Here is a 22,123-nt window from a genome sequence, read left to right on the forward strand (position 1 = left end):
TCAGCGTGTCGCTACTGCGGGTGTCGCTACTTCAGGAAGTCCGGCACGTCCAGGTCGTCGCCCTCATCGAAGGTGACCGTCCGTGGCGGGCGACCAGCGGGTTCGCGCTGGGCGGCGGGCTCGACCGGTGCGGCCTCCGACGTCTGGACGGGGGCGTCGCGCGACGGGGCCGGCGGCGCGGAGGGCTCGAACCTCGGCGGCTCGGCGGCCGGCGGAGCCGCGGCGGCGGGTGCGGCCGGGGTCGCCGGCTGCTGGGCCGGGCGGGAGGAGCCCTGGATCTGTCCGATCGCGCGGTCGTTCTCGCGCTTGAGGGGGGCGCCGCCGTCAAAGCCCGCGGCGATCACGGTGACCCGCACCTCGTCGCCGAGGGCGTCGTCGATCACGGCGCCGAAGATGATGTTGGCCTCGGGGTGGGCAGCTTCCTGCACCAGTCGGGCGGCCTCGTTGATCTCGAAGAGCCCGAGGTCGCTACCGCCCTGGATGGACAGGAGCACCCCGTGGGCCCCGTCGATGCTGGCCTCGAGCAGGGGGCTGGAGATGGCGAGCTCGGCGGCCTGGACTGCCCTGTCGTCGCCCCGCGAGGAGCCGATGCCCATGAGGGCGGAGCCGGCGCCCTGCATGACGGACTTGACGTCGGCGAAGTCGAGGTTGATCAGTCCCGGCGTCGTGATGAGGTCGGTGATGCCCTGGACACCGGACAGCAGCACCTGGTCGGCCGAGCGGAAGGCGTCGAGCATGCTGACGGTGCGGTCGCTGATCGACAGCAGCCGGTCGTTGGGGATGACGATCAGGGTGTCGACCTCTTCGCGCAGGTTGGCGATGCCGGTCTCGGCCTGGTTGGCGCGACGACGTCCCTCGAAGGTGAACGGACGCGTCACCACACCGATGGTCAGCGCACCGAGCCCCCTGGCGATCTTGGCGACCACCGGCGCCCCACCGGTGCCGGTGCCGCCACCCTCACCCGCGGTGACGAAGACCATGTCGGCGCCCTTGAGGACCTCCTCGATCTCCTCCGCGTGGTCCTCGGCGGCCTTCTTGCCGACCTCGGGGTCGGCGCCCGCACCGAGGCCACGGGTGAGCTCGCGGCCGATGTCGAGCTTGACGTCGGCGTCGCTCATCAGCAGCGCCTGGGCGTCAGTGTTGACGGCGATGAACTCGACGCCCTTGAGGCCGACCTCGATCATGCGGTTGATGGCGTTGACGCCGCCTCCGCCGATGCCGACGACCTTGATGACGGCCAGGTAGTTCTGTGGTGCTGCCACGGCGTGGGCCTTCCTGAATGCGGTGCTCGGTGGTGGTCGTCGCTGGGTGGTGACGAGTCCGTGGTGGTGCTCGCCGACCGATCGCGGTGTCTAAACGTCACGTTGAGGGTTACCCTCGTCCACGTCCAAATGCCTACGTTTCGGTGTCGCCGACGCTATGCGTCACATGGGTCGCAGGCAACCTGATCGACCGCGTGTCGCAGCACAGATTCACCCGATTCAGCAGTTTTCCGGAGGGCTGTCGGATGGTCTGTCACACCCGTCACTTCAGCCCCACAGGTCACAGTGTGACACGGGCTGCGGGGGTCCCCCTCAGCGGGTGACGGGCGTGCTCGGAGCACTGACATCGATCAGCTTCGGGTGCGACTTGAGCAGCGCCGTCATGATCGCCACCTTGCGCTCCGGTTCGTCGATCCCGCCCCAGACCACGGACGTCCGGCCGATCCTCAGCGTGACCAGGTTGGCGCTGCTGACGGTGATGTTGGTGACCCGCTTCTGCGTCGCCGCGGGGAGTACCTTCAGGACGCTCACGGCCGCTGCGAGGGCGTCGCGAGACAGGGCGGCAGTCGTGGCGGCGTTCACCGTCGGAACCCCGCGCGGAGGGGTGCTGACCTGGGCATAGGCAACCCCCGTCTCATCCACAACCTGTAGTTGACCTTGAGGGTTCTTGACGACGAGGAACGGTTGCCGGGGACTGGCGTGGATGACCAGGGTGCTGGGCCAGGACCGTTCGATCGAGACATCTGCCACGGTGGCCCGCTCGGCCACGCGGGCGGCCACGGCGCCACTGTCGACCCGCGCCAAGGGCTCCCCCAGCGGCACCATCGCCATGGCCCTGATGGCCGCGACCTCGGCTTCGGGGACCCCGACCACCTCGACGTGGCGGACGGCGAGGACCGGGCTGAACCCGACCACCCACCCGAGGAGCACCACGACCGCGAGGCTCGCGGCGGCATACGCGAGCAGTCGCAGGGGGCGCTGGCGCACCTCGTGGGCTCGGCGCTGGAACCGCGCACGGGACGACGCGAGGCCGGTGCGGCCCACCCGTCCGGCGGACCCGGGATGACGGCTCATGCCTGACCGAGGGCGCGCAGGATCTCGGGCCCGATCATCGTCACGTCCCCGGCACCCACCGTGATGACGAGGTCGCCCTCGCGGGTCCGACCCGCGACGTGCTCGGCCACAGCCGACCAGGAGGGGATGACGGTGACATCCGCGTCCGGACGCAGCTCACGCAGCGCGTCCGCGACGAGCTGGGAGGACACTCCCGGCATGGGGTCCTCCCGGGCTGCGTAGATGTCCATGAGGACGACCACGTCGGCGGGCAGCAGCGCTGCCGCGAACTCGCGGGCGAAGTCCCGCGTGCGCGAGTAGAGGTGCGGCTGGAAGACGACGACCAGCCGCCCCTCGCCTGCGAGGTCCGCGCCCGTGCCCACGACGGCCGCGACCTTGCCGGGGTTGTGGGCGTAGTCGTCGACGACCGAGACTCCGGCCGCCGAGCCCTTGGGCTCGAACCGACGACGGGTGCCGGTGAAGCCGAACAGCCCGTCGAGCACGCGGGTGGGGTCCTGGCCGAGGCCGTCGACGGCGACGGTGTAGGCGGCGGCGGCGTTGAGCAGGTTGTGTCGACCGGGGATGTTGATCCGCAGGTTGCGCGGGACGCCGTCGGGCCCGGTGACCGTGACCCGACCCATGAGCCCGCGGAAGACCTCGTCGCGCAGGACGACGTCGGCGTCGCTCGACCAGCCGTAGGTCAGCACCCGGGTGCCCGCGGCTCGCGCCGCCTCGGCCAGCTCGCGGGACCCCTGGTCGTCCTGGCAGGCGACGAGCAGGCCGCCCTCGACGAGGGTCGCCGCGAAGGCGGCGTAGGCCTCCTGGACCCGCTCGAACGTGCCGTAGAAGTCGAGGTGGTCGGGCTGCACGTTGGTCACGACAGCGACCTCGGGACGGTAGACGAGGAACGAGCCGTCGCTCTCGTCGGCCTCCGCGACGAACACCTCGCCGGTGCCCCAGTGCGCGTTGGTGCCGTGCTTGGCGAGCTCGCCGCCGGCAGCGAAGGACGGGTCGACGCCGCAGTGCTGGAGCGCGACCGTCAGCATCGACGTCGTCGTGGTCTTGCCGTTGGCGCCTGCGACGGCCACACGTCGCGAGTCCGCCATGGTGCTCGCGAGGGCCTGGGAACGGTGGAGGACGCGCAGGCCCGCCGCGCGGGCGGCCGCTAGCTCGATGTTGGACTCGCGGATCGCCGAGGAGATGACGACGGTGTCCTTGCCCTCGACGTATGCCGCGTCGTGGCCGACGTGGACGTCCGCGCCTTCTGCGGCCAGGGCCGCCAGCACCGGGGAATGCTTGGCGTCGGAGCCGCTGACCGCACACCCTCGGGCCAGCATCACCCGCGCCACGCCGGACATGCCAGCGCCTCCGATGGCGATGAAGTGGATGGAGCCGAGGTCGCCCAGTGGAGGAACGGGCTCGGTGAAGTCGAAGCGTTCGTTGGTGCCGTTCATCGTTGCCCCGCAAGGGAATCCGTGAAGGCAGCGACCACCAGGTCGGCCAGGAGCTCGTCAGCGCCCCGCTCCCCCGTGGCCGCCGAGGCTGCCGCCATCGCGTCCAGCCGGGCGCGGTCCGACACGAGCGGCACCAGGGTGTCGTCGACCCAGCCCGGTGTGAGCGCCGCATCATCGACCAGCAGGCCGCCACCCGCAGCCACGACGTCAGCGGCGTTGAACCGCTGTTCCCCGTTGCCGATCGGCAGCGGGACGTAGACCGCAGGCAGTCCCACGGCGGTCAGCTCACAGACGGTGTTGGCGCCGGCGCGGGCGACGACGAGGTCGGCCGCGGCATACGCGAGGTCCATCCGGTCGGCATAGGGGGCGACGACGTAGGGCGCGCCGGTCCCGCTGTTGTCGACGACGAACTCCTTGCCTGCTCCCGTGAGGTGCAGCACCTGCACCCCGGCCGCCCGCAGCGTCGCGGCCCTGGCCTCGAACGTCGTGTTGAGCCGCKGGGCGCCCMGCGACCCGCCGGTGACGAGCACGGTCGGCCAGGTGGCCTCCAGCCCGAAGTGGGCCAGGGCCTCCGGGCGCACCGCGATGCGGTCGAGCTGGGCGATCTCGCGGCGCAGCGGCATGCCGATCGCGGTCGCGTGGGCCAGCCGGGTGCTCGCGAACGTCGTGGCCACGAACCGGGTCATCCGGGCGCCGACTCGGTTGGCCAGGCCGGGGCGGGCGTTCTGCTCGTGCACGACGATCGGGACGTGTCGGCGGCGGGCGGCGAGGTAGGCAGGGGTCGAGACGTAGCCACCGAAGCCGACGACCACTTGCGCACCGGACTGCTCGATGGCCCGCTCGGCGGCCGCGACTGCGGCGCGCAGGTTGCCCGGGAGGCGGAGCAGGTCACCGGACGGCCTGCGGGGCAGCGGCACCTTGGGCACCGTCATCAACGAGTACCCACGGTCGGGGACCAGCCTTGCCTCGAGGCCCGACTCGGTGCCGAGAGCCGTGATCACGACCTCGGGGTCACGCCGGCGCAGACAGTCGGCGAGGGCCAGGAGGGGCGACACGTGACCAGCCGTCCCGCCACCGGCCAGCAGCACCGACGTCGGGGTGGTCTCAGCAGACATCAGCGACGTCCCCGACGTCTTGGCAGGACCGCGAGCGAGCGACGCACCACGGACGGCTTGGCCGACAGCGCCTCGGAACAGCCTGGTTCCTTGCGGGCAAAGGACAACAGCATGCCCAGGGCGAACATCGTGGTCATGAGCGACGAGCCGCCGTAGGAGACGAGCGGCAGCGGCACGCCGATCACCGGGAGGAGCCCGATCACGGCACCGATGTTGATGATGGCCTGGACCACGATCCACGCCATCACACCAGCGGTGGCGACCCGCACGAAGATGTCGTCGGTGCGCAGCACGATCCGGTAGCAGACCAGGGCGAGGGCGCAGAACAGGCCGAGCAGCACCAAGGTGCCGGGAAGGCCGAGCTCCTCGCCGAGGATCGCGAAGATGAAGTCGTTGTGGGCCTCGGGCAACCACTGCCACTTCTCACGGCTGGCGCCGAGGCCGACTCCCCACCAGCCACCGTCGGCGAGGGCGTAGCGGCCGTGCAGTGGCTGGCGGTAGGCGCCGTACTCGTTGGTGTCCTTGCCCAGCCAGACGTCGAACCGGGCCAGCCGGTTGGGGCTCGTCACCACCATGGTCACGGCGAGGGCAGCGAACAGCGAGCAGCCGTAGACGAACATCCGGCGCGGCACTCCCGCGGCGAACAACAGTCCGGCGACTATCCCGCCCATCACCATGACCGTACCGAGGTCGTGACCGAGCAGGACGAGGCCGATCGTCCCTGCCGCGACCGGGACGAGGAACGGGATGAGGACGTGTCGCAGCTGGCCCAGCAGCCTGCGCTTGGCGGTGAGGACGGTGGCACCCACGAGGATCAGCCCGATCTTGGCGAACTCGGAGGGCTGCAGGGTGATCGGGCCCATGGCCAGCCAGTTGCGGTTGCCGTTGACGGACACGCCCAGCGGCGTGAAGACGAGCAGCTGCAGCAGCAGCGAGCCGACCAGGATCGGCACGGCCAACGCCTTCCAGGCCCGTGGGGGGATGCGCACGGCGACGATCATGGCGATCGCTCCCATGGCTGCGAACTGGAGCTGTTTGCGGAAGAAGACATAGGGCGTGGCGTTGTCGGTCTGGACCAGCGACTTCACCGACGAGGCGGACAGGACCATGATCAGGCCGATGACGACGAGCACGACGGTCACGCTGAGCAGGACGTAGTAGCTCGTGACCGGCGAGTCGAGTCGCTGCAGCCAGCCGCCGACCCGGCCGGCCTCCTCCTGGGTCGAGGATGCGCGGTTCGAGGAGGCGTGCGACGCGGTCCGCGCCCTGGAGGGCGAGGTGGTGGCACTGCTCACGGCTAGTCTCCCGCGGACCCGGCGTGGCGGGCGACCGCCGCAGCGAAGGCATCGCCTCGGGCACCGTAGTTGGGGAACATGTCCATCGAGGCCGCTGCCGGGGCGAGCAGCACGACGTCGCCGGGCTGGGCCAGCTCGGCCGCGCTCGCGACGACGGTCTCCATGACTCCAGTGTCCGTGCTCGACACCTCGACGACGGGGACATCCGGCGCGTGTCGGCCCAACGCCTCGGCGAGCCGGGCGCGGTCCGCGCCGATGAGGACGACGCCGCGCAGCCGGTCGGCCGCATCGCGGACCAGGTCGTCGACGTCGGCGCCCTTGAGCAGCCCACCGGCGATCCAGACGACGTGCTCGAAGGCGTGCAGCGAGGCGGCCGCCGCGTGCGGGTTCGTCGCCTTGGAGTCGTCGACATAGCGGACCCCGTCGACCTCGCCGCAGTCGGCGATGCGGTGCGGGTCGGGGGTGAAGGCCCGCAGTCCGTCGCGGACGGCCAGCGGGGCCACGCCGTAGGCCCGGGCCAGGGCCGCCGCCGCCAGGGCGTTGGCCAGGTTGTGCGGTGCCAGGGTCGCGGCGCTGCCGCGGACGTCGTCGAGGGTGGCCAGCTCGGCGGCCGAGGTCTTGCGCTGCTCGACGAAGGCACGGTCGGCGAGGATGTCGTCGACGACGCCCACCATCGACAGCGCCGGTGTGCCGAGGGTGAACCCGATCGCGCGACAGCCCTCCTGCACCTCGGCATCCATGACCAGCCGTTCGGTGACGGGGTCCTGCACGTTGTAGACGCAGGCGACCTTGGTCCGCGCATAGACCTTGCCCTTGGCCCGCTGGTACTCCTCCATCGATCCGTGCCAGTCGACGTGGTCAGGGGCGACGTTGAGGCACGCCGAGGCGTAGGGGGCGATCGAGTCCGACCAGTGCAGCTGGAAGCTGGACAGCTCCACCGCGATCACGTCATAGGGCTCGGGGTGCAGCACCGCCTCGAGGATCGGGGTGCCGACGTTGCCGGCAGCGGTGGCGCGCAGTCCCGCTGCCCTCAGCATCGACGCGAGCATGGTGACCGTGGTCGTCTTGCCGTTGGTGCCGGTGATCGTCAGCCACGGTGCCGGGCCGACCTCCGCACGCATCCGCCAGGCGAGCTCCACCTCACCCCAGACGGGTATGCCGGCCTGCGCGGCTGCCAGGAGCAGCGGCTGGTCCGGGCGCCACCCCGGTGAGGTGACGACGAGGTCGGGAAGCCGGCCCTCCGGCATACCCGCGACGTGGTCGGGGCCGAGGCGCACGTCCACGCCGAGGATGTCGAGGATGCGGGCCCGCTCGCCGAGGGCGGTGTTGCCCTCGGCGTCTCCCCCGTCGACCGCGACCACTCGCGCGCCGCGCTCGTGGAGTGCGTCGGCCGCGGCGAAGCCGCTCACGCCGACACCGGCGACGAGGACGTCGAGCCCGCTCCAGTCGGCCGAGGCACTCGTCAGGCCGTCGAGCCGCCCGCCGACGGCGCCGTTGCTGCCACTGCCGGGACCCGAGATCGGTCCGGTGCTCACGCCGCGCCCACGACCCACTCTGCGTAGAACAGGCCGAGGCCGAGGGCGACGAACAGCCCCGCGATGATCCAGAACCTGATGACGATGGTGACTTCGTTCCAGCCGAGCAGCTCGAAGTGGTGCTGCAGCGGCGCCATGCGGAAGACCCGTTTGCCGGTCAGCTTGAACGAGCCGACCTGGATGATGACCGAGAGCGTGATCGCGACGAACAGTCCGCCGAGGATGACGACGAGCAGTTCGGTGCGGGTGGTGATCGCCAGTCCGGCGAGCAGTCCACCGAGGGCCAGGGAGCCGGTGTCACCCATGAAGATCTTGGCCGGGGACGCGTTCCACCACAGGAACCCGAAGCACGCCCCCATGGCCGCGGCGGCCACGACGGCAAGGTCTCGGGAGTCACGCACCTCGTAGCACTTGAGACCGGGGGTGGTCTGGCAGTTCTGGTTGCCCTGCCAGATGCCGATGAGGACGTAGGCGGCGAAGACCATGACGGAGGCCCCGGTGGCCAGGCCGTCGAGTCCGTCGGTGAGGTTCACCCCGTTGGACGTGCCGGCAATCATGATGTTGGCCCAGATGATGAACAGGATCAGCCCGAGCAGCGTGCCGGCGAAGGCCAGGTCGAACCCGGTGTCTCGGACGAACGAGATGTGGGTCGACCCGGGGGTGCGGTTCTTGCTGTTGGGGAACTGCAGCACCAGCACGGCGAAGACGACGGCGACCAGGGTCTGGCCGATGAGCTTCTCACGGGACCGCAGGCCGAGGCTGCGCTGCTTGGAGATCTTGATGTAGTCGTCGAGGAACCCGACGAGCCCCAGCCCTGCCATGAGGAACAGGACGAGCACGCCGCTCCAGGTCAGCGGGGTGCCGGTGAGCAGGTGCGCGAGACCGTAGGCCGCGAGGCTGGAGCCGATGATGACCGCGCCACCCATGGTGGGCGTCCCGCGCTTGGTGTGGTGCGAGGTCGGGCCGTCGTCGCGGATGAACTGGCCGTAGCCACGGCGGACGAGGAACTTGATGAACATCGGCGTGCCGAACAGCGCGCCCACGAGGGAGATGACGGCCGCGAGCAGCACCGCCTTCACGTCGTGCCCTCCTCGCTGTTGGCTGCGCCAGTACCGGCCAGTCTGTCTCCGAGCCACCGTAGTCCGGCATCACGGCTGGACTTGAACAACACGACGTCACCTGGCCGAAGTTCTTCGGCCAGCAGATCGTAGGCGGCGTCCGCATCCGGCACCCACACGGCCTCGTCGCCCCAGGACCCCTCGTGCTGGGCTCCGGTCGCCATCGGGCGGGCGGTGTCACCCACCACCACGAGCCGGGAGATGTTGAGTCTCACCGCGAGACGTCCGATGGCGTCGTGCTCCGTGGTCGAGTCCTCGCCGAGCTCGAGCATCGACCCGAGGACGGCCCAGGTGCGGCGTGCCGGCGTGGTGTCGTCGCGGCCCCGGCCGCCGCCCATCGCCACCAGGGCCTTGAGTGCCGCTCGCATCGAGTCCGGGTTCGCGTTGTAGGCGTCGTTGACGACGGTCACGCCGTCGGGTCGTTCGGTGACCTCCATCCGCCAGCGTGACGCCGGCACGGCGGTCGCCAGGGCGGCAACGACTTCGGTGAGGGCCAACCCGCACTCGAGCGCCGTCGCGACGACGGCCAGGGCGTTGCCCACGTGGTGCTCGCCATGCAAGGGGAGGGTGACCCGGGCGCCGCCCTCGGGTGTGGTCACCGCGAACGACGGTCGACCCCGCTCGTCGAGGGTGATGTCGGTCGCCCGGACGTCGGCCTCGGGTGCCGTGCCGACGAACCGCACCCGGGCAGTGGTCTGCGATGCCATGGCGCGGACGACCGGGTCGTCGGCGTTCAGGACCGCGAGCCCGCCAGGTGGCAGGGCCTGGACGAGTTCGGCCTTCGCGACAGCGATGGCCTCGCGGGAACCGAACTCCCCCACGTGCGCGGTCCCGACGTTGAGCTCGATCCCGATGCTGGGCGGGGCGATTCGCGTGAGGTACTCGATGTGCCCCACCCCGCGGGCACCCATCTCGACGACGAGGAACCGGGTCTGCGCCGTGACGCGAAACACGGTCAGCGGCACACCGACCTCGGAGTTCAGGGAGCCCACCGGGGCCACGGTCGGCGCCGCGCTGGACAGGACGCTGGCGAGCAGGTCCTTGGTCGAGGTCTTGCCCGAGGAACCCGTGATGCCGATGACCGTGAGGTCCGGATGCCTGTCGACGACCGCCCGCGCGAGCGAGGCCAGTCCGGCCTGGATGTCCTCGACCACGACGCACGGCAGGCCCTCCACCGGTCTCGTCGTCATCGCGGCCGCGGCCCCGAGCGCAGCGGCGGAGGACACGAACTGGTGGCCGTCCATCTGTTCGCCGATGCGGGCGATGTAGAGCCCACCCGGTCCCGCCTCGCGCGAGTCGGTGACGACCGGGCCGTCGATGACGACTGCGGCAGCCGCGGCGTCGTCCAGACCCTCGAGCCGGCCGCCCGTGATCTCGGCAATCTCCTTGAGCGACAAAGGGATCATCGACTGCCACCACCCTGGGGGCCATCGGCCTTCGCGAACAGTGCTTCCAGGGCGTGACGCGCCTCGGCCCGGTCGTCGAACGGGTGCACGGTCCCCGCGATCTCCTGCCCCGTCTCGTGGCCCTTGCCGACGACGGCGACCACGCTCCCGGGTCCGGCGTCGTGAGCGGCACGGACCGCCTCGGCGATGGCCTGCGCGCGACCGGCGACCTCGCGCAGCACCACCGGAGTGGCGGTCTCGAGCCCCCTCGCCCCGTCGAGCACCGCGGCGCGGATCGCCGCGGGGTCCTCGGAGCGGGGGTTGTCGTCCGTCACGACGACCAGGTCGGCGTTCGACGCGGCGGCCGCCCCCATGGCGCCGCGCTTGCCGCGGTCGCGGTCGCCTCCCGCGCCGAGGACGACGACGAGGGCGCCGGCGGTCTGGGGACGCAACGCCTTGAGGGCCGCGGCCACCGCGTCGGGGCTGTGCGCGTAGTCCACGACGACGAGTGGCAGGTCGAGCTGGGCAGGGGTGACGACCTCGACGTCCACACGCTCCATCCGGCCGGGGACGTGCGGGTCGACCAGGAGGGCGCGCTCGGCATCCTGCGGCTCGATCCCCCCGGCCACCAGCGCCAGGGCCGCCATCGCCGTGTTGACGCGGTTGAAGTCGCCGGGCAGGGCCGATCGCAGGTGGAGAGTCGTCACCCCGTCGGACAGGGTGAACGCGGAAGGATCGTGCTCCCCCGCGACGACCCGCCAGTCGGCGTCCACGTCGGCCATCGAGGTCAGCGTCGTGACGGGCACGGTGGCCAGCGTGCTCAGCTCCTGACCCCACTCGTCGTCGACGCACACGATCGCGCGCCGGGAGCGCTCCGGGGTGAACAGCTCTGCCTTGGCCAGGAAGTAGTCACGCATCGTGGGGTGGAAGTCGAGGTGGTCCTGCGAGAGGTTGGTGAACAGCGCGACGTCGTAGACCACGCCGTCCACCCGGTGCTGGCTCAGGGCGTGGCTCGACACCTCCATGACACAGGAGTCGATGGAGCGCTCGATCATCACCGCGAGCAGTGCGTGGAGCACGGTCGCCTCAGGCGTCGTGCGGACACTCTTGACCCGCTCGTCACCGATCCGCGTCTCGACGGTGCCGATCAGGCCGGTGGTGTGGCGAAGGGCCGTCAGGGCCGAGTTGATGAGGTAGGCCGTCGTGGTCTTCCCGTTGGTCCCCGTCACGCCGTACATCCGCATCGGGAGACTGCCCGTGCCGTAGACGAGGGAGGCCGCGCGGCCGACGACGCTGCGTGGCTGCTCGACGACGACGCGGGGCAGGTCGACCCCCTCGGCGTCGAGGAGCTCGAGCCCTGCCTCGTCCGTGAGGACGGCGGCCGCGCCCGCTTCCCGCGCCCCCGCGGCATACCGAGCCCCGTGGGCGTTGGCGCCGGGAAGGGCTGCGTAGAGGTCTCCCGGCACGACGTCCTGCGACGACAGGCTCACCCCCGTGACCCGGCGGTTCTCACCGACCAGCGCTCCCCCGACGAGGGAGGCCACGGCGGAGAGCGGGGTCGCCTGCGGGGACGACGGACGGGGGGATGGCACGGACAGCGAGCCTACCCTCAGCGGGAGGCGCTGGACGCGCCCGCCTTGCGGTCGCGGATGACGCTCAGGTCGCTGGCGGCCGGGACCTTCTCGGGGCGGATCGTGGTCACCGGCGACGCGGTGCCCGTGGGCGGGATCTGCAGCTCCTGCAGCGCGTAGGTCATGACGTCGTGGAACACCGGACCGGCCACCACGCCGCCGAAGTAGCCCTTGATCGGCCGTTGCAGGGTCACTGCCACGACGATCTCCGGGTCATCCGCCGGGGCGAAGCCGATGAAGCTGGAGGTCTTGCCCGAGTAGCCGCCGACCCTCGCGTCGTAGCGGTCGGCGGTGCCCGTCTTGCCAGCCACGCGGTAGCCGGCGATCTTGGCTTCCGGCGCCGTGCCCTCCTTGGTGACGACACCTTCGAGCATGTCGCGCACCTGCTTGGCGGTCGCGGGTGAGACGACCTTGACCGGTTCGGACTGGGGAGCCGGGGTGAACCCGCCCTTGCCGTCGCCCGTCGCAGCCACGATCCGCGGGGGGATGCGCACACCGTCGTTGGCGATCGTCTGGAAGACACCGGCTGCCTGGAGTGCGTTGACCGACAACCCCTGGCCGAACAGCACGGTGTAGCGCTGCGACCCGCTCCAGTCCTTGACGTTGGTCAGCAGACCGGGACCCTCACCAGGGAACCCCATCCCCGAGGTGTGCCCGAGGCCGAACTTCGTGAAGTAGTCGTACATCGTCGCCGCCTTGACCTTCTCGCCGGCCAGGATTGTGCCGATGTTGCTGGACTGCGCGAGAACCCCCGCGAACGTGAGGTACTCGGTGGGGTGGTCGTGGCTGTCCTTGAACTCCGTGCCCGCACGGTGGATCCGGTTGGGGACCTCGACCACGTCGGACGGCGTCACCACGCCCTCTTCGAGGGCGGCCGCGGCGGTCATCACCTTGCCGGTGGAGCCGGGCTCGTAGACGTCGTTGAAGGCCTTGTTGGTCCAGTTCTCGCTCGACTGTCCGGGCTGGTTCGGGTCGAAGGTCGGGTAGGACGCGACGGCCAGCAGCTCGCCCGTCTTGACGTTCTCCACGACGACGGTGCCTGACAGGGCCTGGGTCTGGATGACCTTCTGGGCCACGGCGTTCTGGGCGAACCACTGCAGGTCGGAGTCGATGGTGAGCTGGACCTCCCGACCCGGCACCGGGCTGATGGTCTCCTGCCGCGCGTTCGGGATCGGCCGACCGTCCTGGGACTGCTCGAAGATGGTCTTGCCGGACTTGCCCTTGAGGGTCTTGTCCATGAGGACCTCGAGGCCGGCACCGGCGGTGCCGTCTGACTGCACGAAACCGACCAGCGCCGAAGAGGCTGTCGCGGTGGGGTAGACGCGGTCCGAGGTGGCCTCGGAGTAGATGCCGTTGATGCCCAGCTCGGAGATCTTGCGCCAGTTGAGCGGCGTGACGTTCTTCTGCAGCACGCGGTACTTGGCGGTGCCCGTGAGCGCCGCGGTGAGGGTGTCGACCGAGATCCCGAGCAGGGGCGAGAGGTCGTGGGCGGCACCGGCCACCCCGACCTTGCTGCGCACGCCGTCCACGGTCTTGACGTACTGCGGCACGGCGGTCTGGTCGACGGTCACGGTGCGTCGCTCGATGCTGGAGGCGAGGATCGTGCCGTTGCGGTCGGTGATCGAGCCGCGCATGGCCGGCAGCGCAATGGTCGCCGTGCGCGAAGACTGCGCGTTCCTGGACACCGCCGAGGCGTCAAAACCCTGCAACCGCAACAGCTGCGCGCCGAAGATGCTGAAGACGAAGAGCACCGCGATCGTCATGCTCCGCATCCGCCGACGCGGACTGGACGCGCCGAGGCTGACCTTGCGACGGGCCGGCGGACGCGGCGGCGCGGGGGGTCGTTTCGTCGGGGGGGAGCCCGGCTTCGCAGCCTTCGCGGGGCGCGCGGGGCGGGCGGGCGGAGGCTGCCGCGAGTGCGACTTCGACGACGACTTCGACGAGGGCTTCACGGCGGAGCTCGACCGTGGCCGCCCGGCCTTGGGATGCGGCGCCCCTGCTCGAGCACCCGGGGACGCAGTGGGGCGCGTGGCTCCGGGGCGACTGCCTCGGGTCTGCGTCACTGGGTACCTCGCGTCCTGTCCTGGTGGTCGGTGGGTCTGAGCTCGTTCGTGGGTGGGGTACTAGGGGGCCTTGGTGGGGGTGCCGTTCGGCGTCGACTTGGTGGCGGGCTTCTTCGGCGGGGCCTTGGTCGTCGTCGTGCTCGTGGTGGTCGCGGTCCTGGCGTTGACGCTGGTCACGGTGGTCACGACCGAGCCGTCCGGCTTGGTGACCACCACGGTCGTCGTCGTCACATCCCCCTTCTTCGTGACGGTCGCCGCCGGGCTGCTGCTCCGGGCGGGACCGGACTTCGCCGACGGCGCCTGTGGAGCCGTCACCACGGTAAAGCCGCCGTCCTTGGTGGCCGGCTTCGCCACGCCGAGGACCTTGCCGTCCGAGAGGCGCAGGAACGCGGCGGAGTCGGCCGGCACCATGCCGAGCCGGGTGGCCCGGGCCGCGAGGTTGGCCGGGCTGCGCTGGGCGTCGATGGCCTGGGTCAGGGCGTCCTGGGTGTCGGCGAGCTCACCCGAGGTGGACTGCAGGTTGTGCAGCGTGAACGACCCCTCGGCCATCGCGGTGTTGAGCATGAGCAGGCCGAACAGCCCGGCGCAGAGCAGGGTCATGCACAGTGCGGCGAACACGCCGTTGCCCGGGTGCCCGACGGCCGCGGGAACCACCCTCAGGGGCTGCGGGGGCGCGACCCTTCTGGCGGGTGCCCGAGATGCGACCCTCGCGGTCGCAGTCTGCTGGCTCATCGGTGGGTTCCCTTCGTGGTGACGACAGTGGGTCGGGTGCGCTCGGCGGCGCGCAGGCGCACCGAGGCGGATCGGGGGTTGGCGGCCTGCTCAGCAGGGCTGGCCTCCTCGGCGCCGCGGGTGAGCAACCGCAGGTATGCCGCGTGCTCGGGCAGCTCCACCGGCAGGCCTTGGGGGCTGCTCCCCTTGGCGCCGGCCGAGAGCTCGCGCTTGGTGATGCGGTCCTCGAGCGAGTGGTAGGACAGGACGGCGATGCGTCCGCCGACCGCAAGGGCATCCACTGCGCGCGGCAGCGCGGCGGCCCACACGGAGAGCTCGGCGTTGACCTCGATCCGCAGGGCCTGGAAGGTGCGCTTGCCCGGGTGGCCGCCGCTCTTCTGGGAGGCGGCCGGGACGACCTTCTTGAGCAGCTCGACGAGACGACCCGAGGTGGTGAACGGCGCCTCCTCACGCTCGCGGACGATGGCGCCGGCGATCTTGCGCGCGAACCGCTCCTCGCCGAAGTCACGCAGCACCGTCTCGAGCGCCGCTGCGTCGTAGGTGTTGAGCACCTCGGCCGCGGTCGGGCCGCTGGACTGGTCCATGCGCATGTCCAGTGGGGCGTCCTGGCTGTAGGAGAAGCCGCGGTCGGTCTCGTCGAGCTGGAGCGAGGAGACGCCGAGGTCATAGAGGGAGGCGTCGACGTGGTCGACCCCGGCCTCGGCGAGGGCCCGCGGCACCTCGTCGTACACGGCGTGGACGAAGGTGACCTGCGCGGCATACGGAGCGAGGCGTTCGGCGGCCAGCGCCAGCGCCTCCTGGTCGCGGTCGATGCCCACGACGTGCGCCTGGGGACAGCGCTCGAGGATCGCTTCGGCGTGCCCGCCCATCCCGAGGGTGCCGTCGAGGTAGACCGCTCCTGGCTCGGTGAGGGCTGGGGCGAGCAGTTCGACGATGCGGTCGCGGAGCACGGGAATGTGCCGGTCGGCGGCCATTCCTCGTGCGTTCATCGACATCTCCTGCGGGACGGTGCTGGTGCTGCGGTGGCGGTGGTGCGGGTGCTGGCGGTGCTGAGTGCGGTGGTGCGGTGGTGCTGGTGGCCCTGCAGTCAGGTCTCCATCCGCTTCAAGGGATGCGGCCCGGGACGGGGGAAGTCGTCCCGGGATGCGAAGCGGCTGGAGACCTGGCTCCAGGGGGCTGGCGGTGGGAAACGCTCGGGGGTCAGAGAAGTCCGGGGATGACCTCCTCGGACTGGTCGGAGAAGCCCTGCTCGGTGCTCTCGAGGTAGGTGTTCCAGCTGTCGGTGTCCCAGACCTCGACCCGGGACCCTGCACCGATGACGGTGCACTCGCGGGTCAGGCCCGCGTAGGCCCGCAGGTTGGCGGGGATCGTGACCCGGCCCTGCTTGTCGGGCACCTCGTCGGAGGCGCCGGACAGGAAGACGCGGGTGAAGTCACGGACGGCCTTGCTCGTGGTCGGAGCGGCCTGCATCTGCTGGGTCACCTTGAGGAACTCGTCCATCGGGAAGACGTAGAGGCAGCGCTCCTGGCCCCGGGTCACGACCAGGCCGTCGGACATCCGCTCGCGGAACTTCGCGGGGAGGAACAGCCGGCCCTTGTCGTCGAGGCGGGGGCTGTGCGTACCGAGAAACATCACGCCCACCTCCCCTGCCGACCCGTCCAAGGACCCCACGGCCCTCTGGTTTCCCCCACTTTACTCCACCATGAGCCGTCCCTACCTCACTTTCGCCACAATTTGCGATCCAATCGCGATATTTCTGCAGGTCACATCGGTGGTGGAAAGTGGTGCATGTTTGACGATATCTCGTCACCGGGGTGCGATCAGGCCACGCGCCGACCCCCGAACGAGGGATCACCGCGGCCAGGGGACACCGATCCGCCCTTGCCGCGGTGACGAACGACCCCGTGCAGCCGACTCGCGAGGTCACGAGACGGCATAAACCCCTTCTTTGGTGGTGCGATGTGGGGGAAGATCGATCGACCACCCGGAGGGGCGCAGCGTGGCGGCCTTGGGGACGACGGAAGGACAGCCGGTGCAAGGCAGGCACGAAGACCAGGCAAGGCCGACACCCGTGGGCACGACGAAGCCGGACACGTTGCTCTCACTCCCCGCGGGATCGCCCGCGTCACTGGGGCAGGTCACCGAGGTAGCCGGGCGGCTCGCCCGCGCCATCAACTCGGTGATCGAGGGCAAGCCGGACGTCGTGCACACCGCCATCACCGTGCTGCTCGCCGAGGGGCACCTGCTCCTCGAGGACGTCCCCGGGGTCGGCAAGACGATGCTGGCCAAGACGCTCGCGCGGTCGATCGACTGCTCGGTCCGACGGGTGCAGTTCACGCCCGACCTGCTGCCGAGCGACATCACCGGCGTCAGCGTGTTCAACCAGGACGTGCGTGACTTCGAGTTCCGTCCGGGCGCGATCTTTGCCAATGTCGTCGTGGGTGACGAGATCAACCGCGCCTCTCCCAAGACGCAGTCGGCCCTGCTGGAGTCGATGGAGGAGGGTCAGGTGACCGTCGACGGCCAGACCTACGACCTCCCCAAGCCGTTCATCGTGATGGCCACCCAGAACCCCATCGAGATGGAGGGGACCTATCCCCTTCCCGAGGCACAGCGCGACCGCTTCATGGCGCGCATCTCCCTCGGCTACCCCTCGGCGCGCGCCGAGGTGGCGATGCTCGACAGCCATGGCCAGGTCTCTCCGCTCGAGACCCTCAGCCCGGTCACCGACGCCGCGACCGTCTCGGCCATGGTGCGGGCGGTCCGGTCGGTCTTCACCAGCGACGCCATCAAGCAGTACGTCGTCGACCTGTCGGCGGCCACCCGGTCCAGCTCGGCCCTGCGGCTGGGCGCCTCCCCCCGGGCGAGCCTGCACATGCTGCGTGCCGCCCGCGCCCACGCGGCACTGGAGGGCCGCGACCACGTGCTGCCCGACGACGTGCAGGCGATCGTGCTCCCGGTCCTCGCCCACCGCATCATCCCCACCGGCGAGACGCAGTTGGCCCGACGCAGCACCGGCGAGGTGTTGCAGGACCTCATGCGCCGCGTGCCGGTCCCGGCTGCCGGCCGCTGAGGCACTCGTCGTGCGTCGGGTTCGCGACCTGCTCACCACCCGCGGGAGGGCGTTCGTCGCTGCGGGAATCACGTTGGTGCTGTGCGGAACCGGGCTCGGGTTCACCGACCTCACCCGCATCGGCGTGCTGCTCGTGGCGCTGCCGCTGCTCAGTGGGCTGCTCATGCGTCGCCACGACCTGCGGTTCGCCCTCGAGCGCACCGCCGTGCCGGGGCGGATCCAGGTCGACGAGCAGTCGCTGGTCACGCTGGGCATCGAGAACGCCGGGGGTGCCGCCAGTCCCCTGCTGATGGCCGAGGAGCAGTTGGACTACGCCCTGGGTGACCGGCCGCGGTTCGTCGTGCCGAGGCTGCGCCGTGGGGACCGCCAGGAGGTGCACTACTCGGTGCGCTCGCACGTCCGGGGCCGCCACCGGCTCGGCCCCCTCGGCGTCCGCCTTCGGGACCCCTTCGGCCTGAGCACCCGGGTGGCCGCGATCTCCGGATCCAGCGACATCCTCGTCCTGCCCAAGATCGTCCCCCTGGGGGGCGGCCAGCCCCCGGGCAGCGGAGTGGGAGCCGAGGGCGCCATCCCGCACATGGTCGCCCTCCACGGCGAGGACGACGTCTCCATCCGCTCCTACCGGGACGGCGACGACCTGCGCCGGATCCACTGGCCGGCTACTGCCAAGACGGGTGAGCTGATGGTCCGTCAGGAGGACCGTCCGGCGCGTCGTCGTGCGGCGATCGTGCTCGACTCCCGAGCCCGAGGTCACCACGGCTCGGGCACCTCGGGCTCGTTCGAGTGGGCCGTGACCGCGTGCGCCTCCGTCGCCGCCCATCTCCTCGACCAGGGGTATGCCGTGCACCTCATCAGCGACGAGACCGCCGATGACAGCCGGGCCGCCACAGCGATGGAGGTCGACCCGCTCCTGGACGTCCTCGCCATGGCCGAGACCGGGCCGGACGACCAGTTCGGCGACGTGCTCCAGGCCGCGCACCCGGTGACCGCGCCCGGCGGACTGATCATCGCCGTGGTGACCGACCTCGACGAGGAGCTGGCCCGTCGGGTCGCCTCGCTGCGCCAGCCCGGCGGCACGGCCCTGGCCATCGTGCTGGACCCGGACGGCTTCACGACGACCCGGCGCCACCGTGCGGTGACCGCCGACGAGCTCGCCTGCGTGCCGGTGCTGCGGGGCGCGGGGTGGGCAGTGGCGGTCGTGGGCGCCGGCGACGACCTTCCCTCCGTCTGGAGCGTCCTGTCCGGCACGACGAGTCGGGTGGGTGTCGCATGAGCCGCGGTCGCGTCGCAGACTCCCTGATCGCCGGGGCCGCCTCCGCTGTCGTGGCCTGGCCCCTCACCACCTTGTTCACACCGAACACGTGGATCCGCCCCATGCTGGTCATGGTGTTCGCCGTGGTCGTCATCGGGATCGCCTTCCGGATGCTCACCAGTTCCTGGGTCGCCATCGCGGCAGCCCAGCTGGTGGGAGTCGTGCTGACCGCGGGATGGGTCTTCGGCCGCGGCCACCTCTGGCACGCGCTGCCCACGCCCGACCTGGTGCTGGCCTTCAACAACCTGCTCGTCGAGGCGCGCGAGACGATCAAGAACTATGCCGCGCCCGCCCCGACCAACCGCGGCATCACCCTGGCGATCGGCCTCGCGATCGGCGTCGTGGCCATGGTCGTCGACCACCTGGCCGTCATGCGCCGCTCCCCCGCACTGGCCGGCCTTCCACTGCTCACCGCCTTCCTGATCTCCGCCTCCAACTCCGGGGACTCCCTGCACCCGATGTTCTTCGTCGCGGCGGGCGGCCTGTGGCTGCTGATGCTCGGACGCCAAGGCATCGCCTCGCTGCGAAGGTGGAGCACCACGGTGCCCATGAGCACGACGGGCCGGCGCAACGCCGACGACCGCGACGGCGCCTACGGATATGCCGCCGTGGGCCGGACCCTGGCTGTCGCCGGGCTGGCGGCCGCCATCGTGGTGCCCGTGGTCATCCCCCACTTCCCGACGCGCTACCTCATCGACGGCCTGGGTCGGTCCAGCGGTGCCACCGGCTTCAGCGACGGCCAGATCGGGCTCAAGTCGACCCTCGACCTCACCAAGAGCCTGAGCAGCCCGTCCAAGGCACCGGTCCTGAGCTACACGACCAATGCCGCGATCCTGACACCGCTGCGCGTCGGGGTGCTCGACACGTACATCTCCGACAACTGGCGACCAGGCCCCGACGACGTCGACTACGGCCGTCGCACCACCCTCGATCCGCCGCCCGACCTCGCTCCCGACGTCCCGCGGGAGACCTATCGCATGTCCGTCGAGGACTCCCGTCTCGAAGCTCCCCAGATCGCCGCGCCGACACCCCTGGTGTCAGCCGACCTGGGCCGCGCCACGTGGGGCCTGGACCGCAACACCTCGGTCGCCGCGGTCACCCGGGCCGTGCGCTCCTACAGCTTCTCCTACCTCGCGCTGAACCCGACCCAGCAGTCGCTGGCCCAGAGCCGCCAAGGGGCCAGCGGCAGCCTCTTGCGGGACGACCTGCAGGTCGACCCCGCCTCGCAGGAGATCGTCAGCCAGCTGGTCGGCGACATCGTGCCGCAGAACGCCTCGCGCATCGAGGCAGCCCGCGCCATCCAGAAGTACCTCCGGGCGGACGGCGGCTTCACCTATTCCCTCAAGCTGCCGACCACCGTCAAGAACGAGTCCGGCCAGGAGGAGAGGCCCGACGCGATCACCCTCTTCCTGCGTTCGAAGGTCGGCTACTGCGTGCAGTTCGCCACTGCCATGGTCATGATGGCCCGCGAAGCCGGGATACCGGCCCGGATGGCGATCGGGTTCCTGCCGGGCACCGCCGACCGCGGCACCTACACGGTCCGCTCGTCCGACGCGCACGCGTGGCCCGAGCTCTTCTTCGACGGCATCGGCTGGCTACGGTTCGAACCAACCCCCTCGGGCACGCAGAACACCGTCGCCCCGTCCTACTCGCTCGCCCCGACGACCCCCGGCAGCGACAACCCCGCCACCAACACGGCCACCGGCGGCGCCACCCCCAGCGCCACCCGTCCCGGCGACCGCAACGACCCGGGTGCGACGGATCCGGCCAACACCAACGGCAGCGGCTCCGACTTCGGCGGCTGGTTCGGATCCCGCACCCGGGCCACCGTGTTGTGGATCGTGCTCGGGCTGCTCGGCGGGATCCTCGGGTCGCTCGCCGTACCCCTCGCCGCACGCGGCCGGCTCCGGCGCCGGCTGCGACACGCTCCCGACGAGTCGACCCGCGTGGAGATCGAGTGGCAGGCCATGATCGAACGGATCGGCGACCTCGGCGTCATCCCGCCACGGGGTAGCACCCCGCGTCAGGCCGGTCGCTTCTACCAGCGCGAGGCCTACCTCGAGGGGGAGCAGACCGAGGCACTCAACCGCGTCGTCTCCGGAGTGGAACGCTCGCGGTACGCACCACCCGGAGCGACCATCTCCGACATCCGGGCCGACACCCACACGGTCGTCAAGGCAGTCTCCGGTGTGCGCCGACGCAAGGACCGGCTCCGCGCCGCCTGGTGGCCCACCGACGGCCTGATCGAGTGGCGCGAGCGCCGTGCCTCGGTGGGACGACTCCTGCGCCGACCCCTGGATCGCTTCCAGGACTGGCGCGCCGACCGCCGCGGCTAGGAGATCTTGCGCCGGTAGGTGACCATGGCGAAGGCGTAGGCGACGACGAGGATGGCGACGCACCAGGCGAGGGCGATCCAGAGGTCGGCGTCCACCGGTTGCTGGGCGAACAGGTCACGGATGGCGTTGACGATGGACGTCACCGGCTGGTGCTCGGCGAAGGCGCGTACCGGGCCGGGCATCGTGTCGGTGGGCACGAACGCCGAGCTGATGAACGGCAGGAAGATGAGCGGGTAGGAGAACGCGCTCGCCCCGTCCGCGGAGGTCGCGGACAGACCGGGGATGACGGCGATCCACGTCAACGCCAGGGTGAAGAGCACCAGGATCGCCGCGACCGCGAGCCAGGCCAGCACGCCCGCCCCCGAGCGGAAGCCCATGAGCAGCGCGACGAGCACGACCACCACGACCGAGACCAGGTTGGCGACCAGCGAGGTCAGCACGTGCGCCCACAGCACGGACGACCGGGCGATCGGCATCGACTGGAACCGTTCGAAGATGCCGCCCGACATGTCGAGGAAGAGCCGGAACGCGGTGTAGGCGATACCCGAGGCGATGGTGATGAGCAGGATGCCCGGCAGCAGGTAGTTGACGTACGAGTCCGACCCTGACCTGATCGCGCCGCCGAACACGTAGACGAACAGCAGCATGAAGGCGATCGGCATGACCGTCGTCGTGATGATGGTGTCCAGGCTGCGGGTGATGTGGCGCAGTGACCGTCCGAGCAGAACGGCCGTGTCGCCGAGGAAGTGCGTTGTCATC

Annotated in this window: 18 protein-coding genes; 4 read left to right on the plus strand and 14 right to left on the minus strand. The window is 70.7% G+C overall.

Features of this window, described 5'->3' with window-relative positions; all coding sequences use genetic code 11:
• Window positions 1-26 precede the first annotated feature (26 nt).
• The 10 genes from ftsZ to AC1DYG_RS09525 form a co-directional block, all read right to left on the minus strand.
• Window positions 27-1,262 (minus strand): cell division protein FtsZ, encoded by a 1,236-nt coding sequence (ftsZ, locus tag AC1DYG_RS09480; RefSeq protein ID WP_477639615.1) that lies wholly within the window; start codon window positions 1,260-1,262, stop codon window positions 27-29.
• A gap of 312 nt (window positions 1,263-1,574) precedes the next feature.
• On the minus strand, window positions 1,575-2,336 hold the full coding sequence (locus AC1DYG_RS09485; protein ID WP_477639616.1) for a cell division protein FtsQ/DivIB: 762 nt from the start codon (window positions 2,334-2,336) through the stop codon (window positions 1,575-1,577).
• Complete coding sequence (gene murC, locus AC1DYG_RS09490) at window positions 2,333-3,769, minus strand: UDP-N-acetylmuramate--L-alanine ligase (RefSeq protein ID WP_477639617.1); 1,437 nt, start codon at window positions 3,767-3,769, stop codon at window positions 2,333-2,335. The genes AC1DYG_RS09485 and murC overlap by 4 nt, the downstream gene beginning before the upstream one ends.
• Window positions 3,766-4,884: an undecaprenyldiphospho-muramoylpentapeptide beta-N-acetylglucosaminyltransferase gene (murG, locus tag AC1DYG_RS09495; RefSeq protein WP_477639618.1), complete on the minus strand. Its 1,119-nt coding sequence runs from the start codon at window positions 4,882-4,884 to the stop codon at window positions 3,766-3,768. Before murG ends, murC begins: the two co-directional genes overlap by 4 nt.
• The gene (gene ftsW / locus AC1DYG_RS09500) at window positions 4,884-6,179 is read right to left on the minus strand and encodes a putative lipid II flippase FtsW (RefSeq protein ID WP_477639619.1); all 1,296 of its coding nucleotides are present in this window, start codon (window positions 6,177-6,179) and stop codon (window positions 4,884-4,886) included. Before ftsW ends, murG begins: the two co-directional genes overlap by 1 nt.
• Window positions 6,180-6,181: 2 nt before the next feature.
• Complete coding sequence (murD, locus tag AC1DYG_RS09505; protein WP_477639643.1) at window positions 6,182-7,699, minus strand: UDP-N-acetylmuramoyl-L-alanine--D-glutamate ligase; 1,518 nt, start codon at window positions 7,697-7,699, stop codon at window positions 6,182-6,184.
• A gap of 11 nt (window positions 7,700-7,710) precedes the next feature.
• Window positions 7,711-8,793, minus strand: a complete 1,083-nt coding sequence (mraY, locus tag AC1DYG_RS09510) for a phospho-N-acetylmuramoyl-pentapeptide-transferase (protein WP_477639620.1) — start codon at window positions 8,791-8,793, stop codon at window positions 7,711-7,713.
• Entirely contained in the window at window positions 8,790-10,238 is a 1,449-nt protein-coding gene (locus tag AC1DYG_RS09515) for a UDP-N-acetylmuramoyl-tripeptide--D-alanyl-D-alanine ligase (protein WP_477639621.1), read from the minus strand. Before AC1DYG_RS09515 ends, mraY begins: the two co-directional genes overlap by 4 nt.
• On the minus strand, window positions 10,235-11,809 hold the full coding sequence (locus tag AC1DYG_RS09520) for a UDP-N-acetylmuramoyl-L-alanyl-D-glutamate--2,6-diaminopimelate ligase (RefSeq protein WP_477639622.1): 1,575 nt from the start codon (window positions 11,807-11,809) through the stop codon (window positions 10,235-10,237). The genes AC1DYG_RS09515 and AC1DYG_RS09520 overlap by 4 nt, the downstream gene beginning before the upstream one ends.
• A gap of 17 nt (window positions 11,810-11,826) precedes the next feature.
• Window positions 11,827-13,611 (minus strand): peptidoglycan D,D-transpeptidase FtsI family protein, encoded by a 1,785-nt coding sequence (locus AC1DYG_RS09525; protein WP_477639623.1) that lies wholly within the window; start codon window positions 13,609-13,611, stop codon window positions 11,827-11,829.
• On the opposite strand from AC1DYG_RS09525, the gene AC1DYG_RS09530 reads away from it, so the two are divergent.
• Window positions 13,580-13,951 carry a hypothetical protein gene (locus tag AC1DYG_RS09530; RefSeq protein ID WP_477639624.1) on the plus strand — a complete coding sequence of 124 codons (372 nt, stop codon included), beginning with the start codon at window positions 13,580-13,582 and terminating at the stop codon, window positions 13,949-13,951. The genes AC1DYG_RS09525 and AC1DYG_RS09530 overlap by 32 nt on opposite strands.
• Window positions 13,952-13,971: 20 nt before the next feature.
• Here AC1DYG_RS09530 and ftsL read toward each other — a convergent pair whose 3' ends face one another.
• The 3 genes from ftsL to mraZ form a co-directional block, all read right to left on the minus strand.
• Window positions 13,972-14,565: a cell division protein FtsL gene (gene ftsL / locus AC1DYG_RS09535; protein ID WP_477639625.1), complete on the minus strand. Its 594-nt coding sequence runs from the start codon at window positions 14,563-14,565 to the stop codon at window positions 13,972-13,974.
• A 74-nt stretch (window positions 14,566-14,639) separates the two neighbouring features.
• A complete protein-coding gene (gene rsmH / locus AC1DYG_RS09540) occupies window positions 14,640-15,632 on the minus strand; it encodes a 16S rRNA (cytosine(1402)-N(4))-methyltransferase RsmH (RefSeq protein WP_477639626.1) in 993 nt (330 codons plus the stop codon).
• A gap of 211 nt (window positions 15,633-15,843) precedes the next feature.
• Window positions 15,844-16,275, minus strand: coding sequence for a division/cell wall cluster transcriptional repressor MraZ (gene mraZ, locus AC1DYG_RS09545; protein WP_477613318.1), 432 nt, complete (start codon window positions 16,273-16,275; stop codon window positions 15,844-15,846).
• A 439-nt stretch (window positions 16,276-16,714) separates the two neighbouring features.
• Here mraZ and AC1DYG_RS09550 point away from each other — a divergent pair, with 439 nt between their 5' ends.
• Genes AC1DYG_RS09550 through AC1DYG_RS09560 form a run of 3 tightly spaced genes read left to right on the plus strand, consistent with a single transcriptional unit; the run spans window position 16,715 to window position 21,364 of the window.
• Window positions 16,715-17,716 carry an AAA family ATPase gene (locus AC1DYG_RS09550; RefSeq protein ID WP_477618810.1) on the plus strand — a complete coding sequence of 334 codons (1,002 nt, stop codon included), beginning with the start codon at window positions 16,715-16,717 and terminating at the stop codon, window positions 17,714-17,716.
• Between the two features lie 10 nt (window positions 17,717-17,726).
• Window positions 17,727-18,989, plus strand: a complete 1,263-nt coding sequence (locus tag AC1DYG_RS09555) for a DUF58 domain-containing protein (RefSeq protein WP_477639627.1) — start codon at window positions 17,727-17,729, stop codon at window positions 18,987-18,989.
• The gene (locus AC1DYG_RS09560; protein ID WP_477639628.1) at window positions 18,986-21,364 is read left to right on the plus strand and encodes a transglutaminase TgpA family protein; all 2,379 of its coding nucleotides are present in this window, start codon (window positions 18,986-18,988) and stop codon (window positions 21,362-21,364) included. The genes AC1DYG_RS09555 and AC1DYG_RS09560 overlap by 4 nt, the downstream gene beginning before the upstream one ends.
• Here the strand turns inward: AC1DYG_RS09560 and AC1DYG_RS09565 are convergent.
• Complete coding sequence (locus tag AC1DYG_RS09565) at window positions 21,361-22,122, minus strand: ABC transporter permease (RefSeq protein WP_477639629.1); 762 nt, start codon at window positions 22,120-22,122, stop codon at window positions 21,361-21,363. The two genes, AC1DYG_RS09560 and AC1DYG_RS09565, sit on opposite strands and share 4 nt — an antisense overlap.
• Between the last annotated feature and the right edge of the window lies 1 nt (window position 22,123).

It is taken from the genome of Pedococcus sp. P1_H8, assembly GCF_056405175.1.

What these genes read in the sequence shown, in the direction of transcription:
- AC1DYG_RS09485 (WP_477639616.1), bottom strand. Translation starts at nt 2,336, where the DNA reads ATGAGCCGTCATCCCGGGTCCGCCGGACGGGTGGGCCGCACCGGCCTC.
- murC (WP_477639617.1), bottom strand. Translation starts at nt 3,769, where the DNA reads ATGAACGGCACCAACGAACGCTTCGACTTCACCGAGCCCGTTCCTCCA.
- AC1DYG_RS09515 (WP_477639621.1), bottom strand. Translation starts at nt 10,238, where the DNA reads ATGATCCCTTTGTCGCTCAAGGAGATTGCCGAGATCACGGGCGGCCGG.
- AC1DYG_RS09530 (WP_477639624.1), top strand. Translation starts at nt 13,580, where the DNA reads ATGCTGAAGACGAAGAGCACCGCGATCGTCATGCTCCGCATCCGCCGA.
- AC1DYG_RS09525 (WP_477639623.1), bottom strand. Translation starts at nt 13,611, where the DNA reads ATGACGATCGCGGTGCTCTTCGTCTTCAGCATCTTCGGCGCGCAGCTG.
- rsmH (WP_477639626.1), bottom strand. Translation starts at nt 15,632, where the DNA reads ATGAACGCACGAGGAATGGCCGCCGACCGGCACATTCCCGTGCTCCGC.
- mraZ (WP_477613318.1), bottom strand. Translation starts at nt 16,275, where the DNA reads ATGTTTCTCGGTACGCACAGCCCCCGCCTCGACGACAAGGGCCGGCTG.
- AC1DYG_RS09560 (WP_477639628.1), top strand. Translation starts at nt 18,986, where the DNA reads ATGAGCCGCGGTCGCGTCGCAGACTCCCTGATCGCCGGGGCCGCCTCC.
- AC1DYG_RS09565 (WP_477639629.1), bottom strand. Translation starts at nt 22,122, where the DNA reads ATGACAACGCACTTCCTCGGCGACACGGCCGTTCTGCTCGGACGGTCA.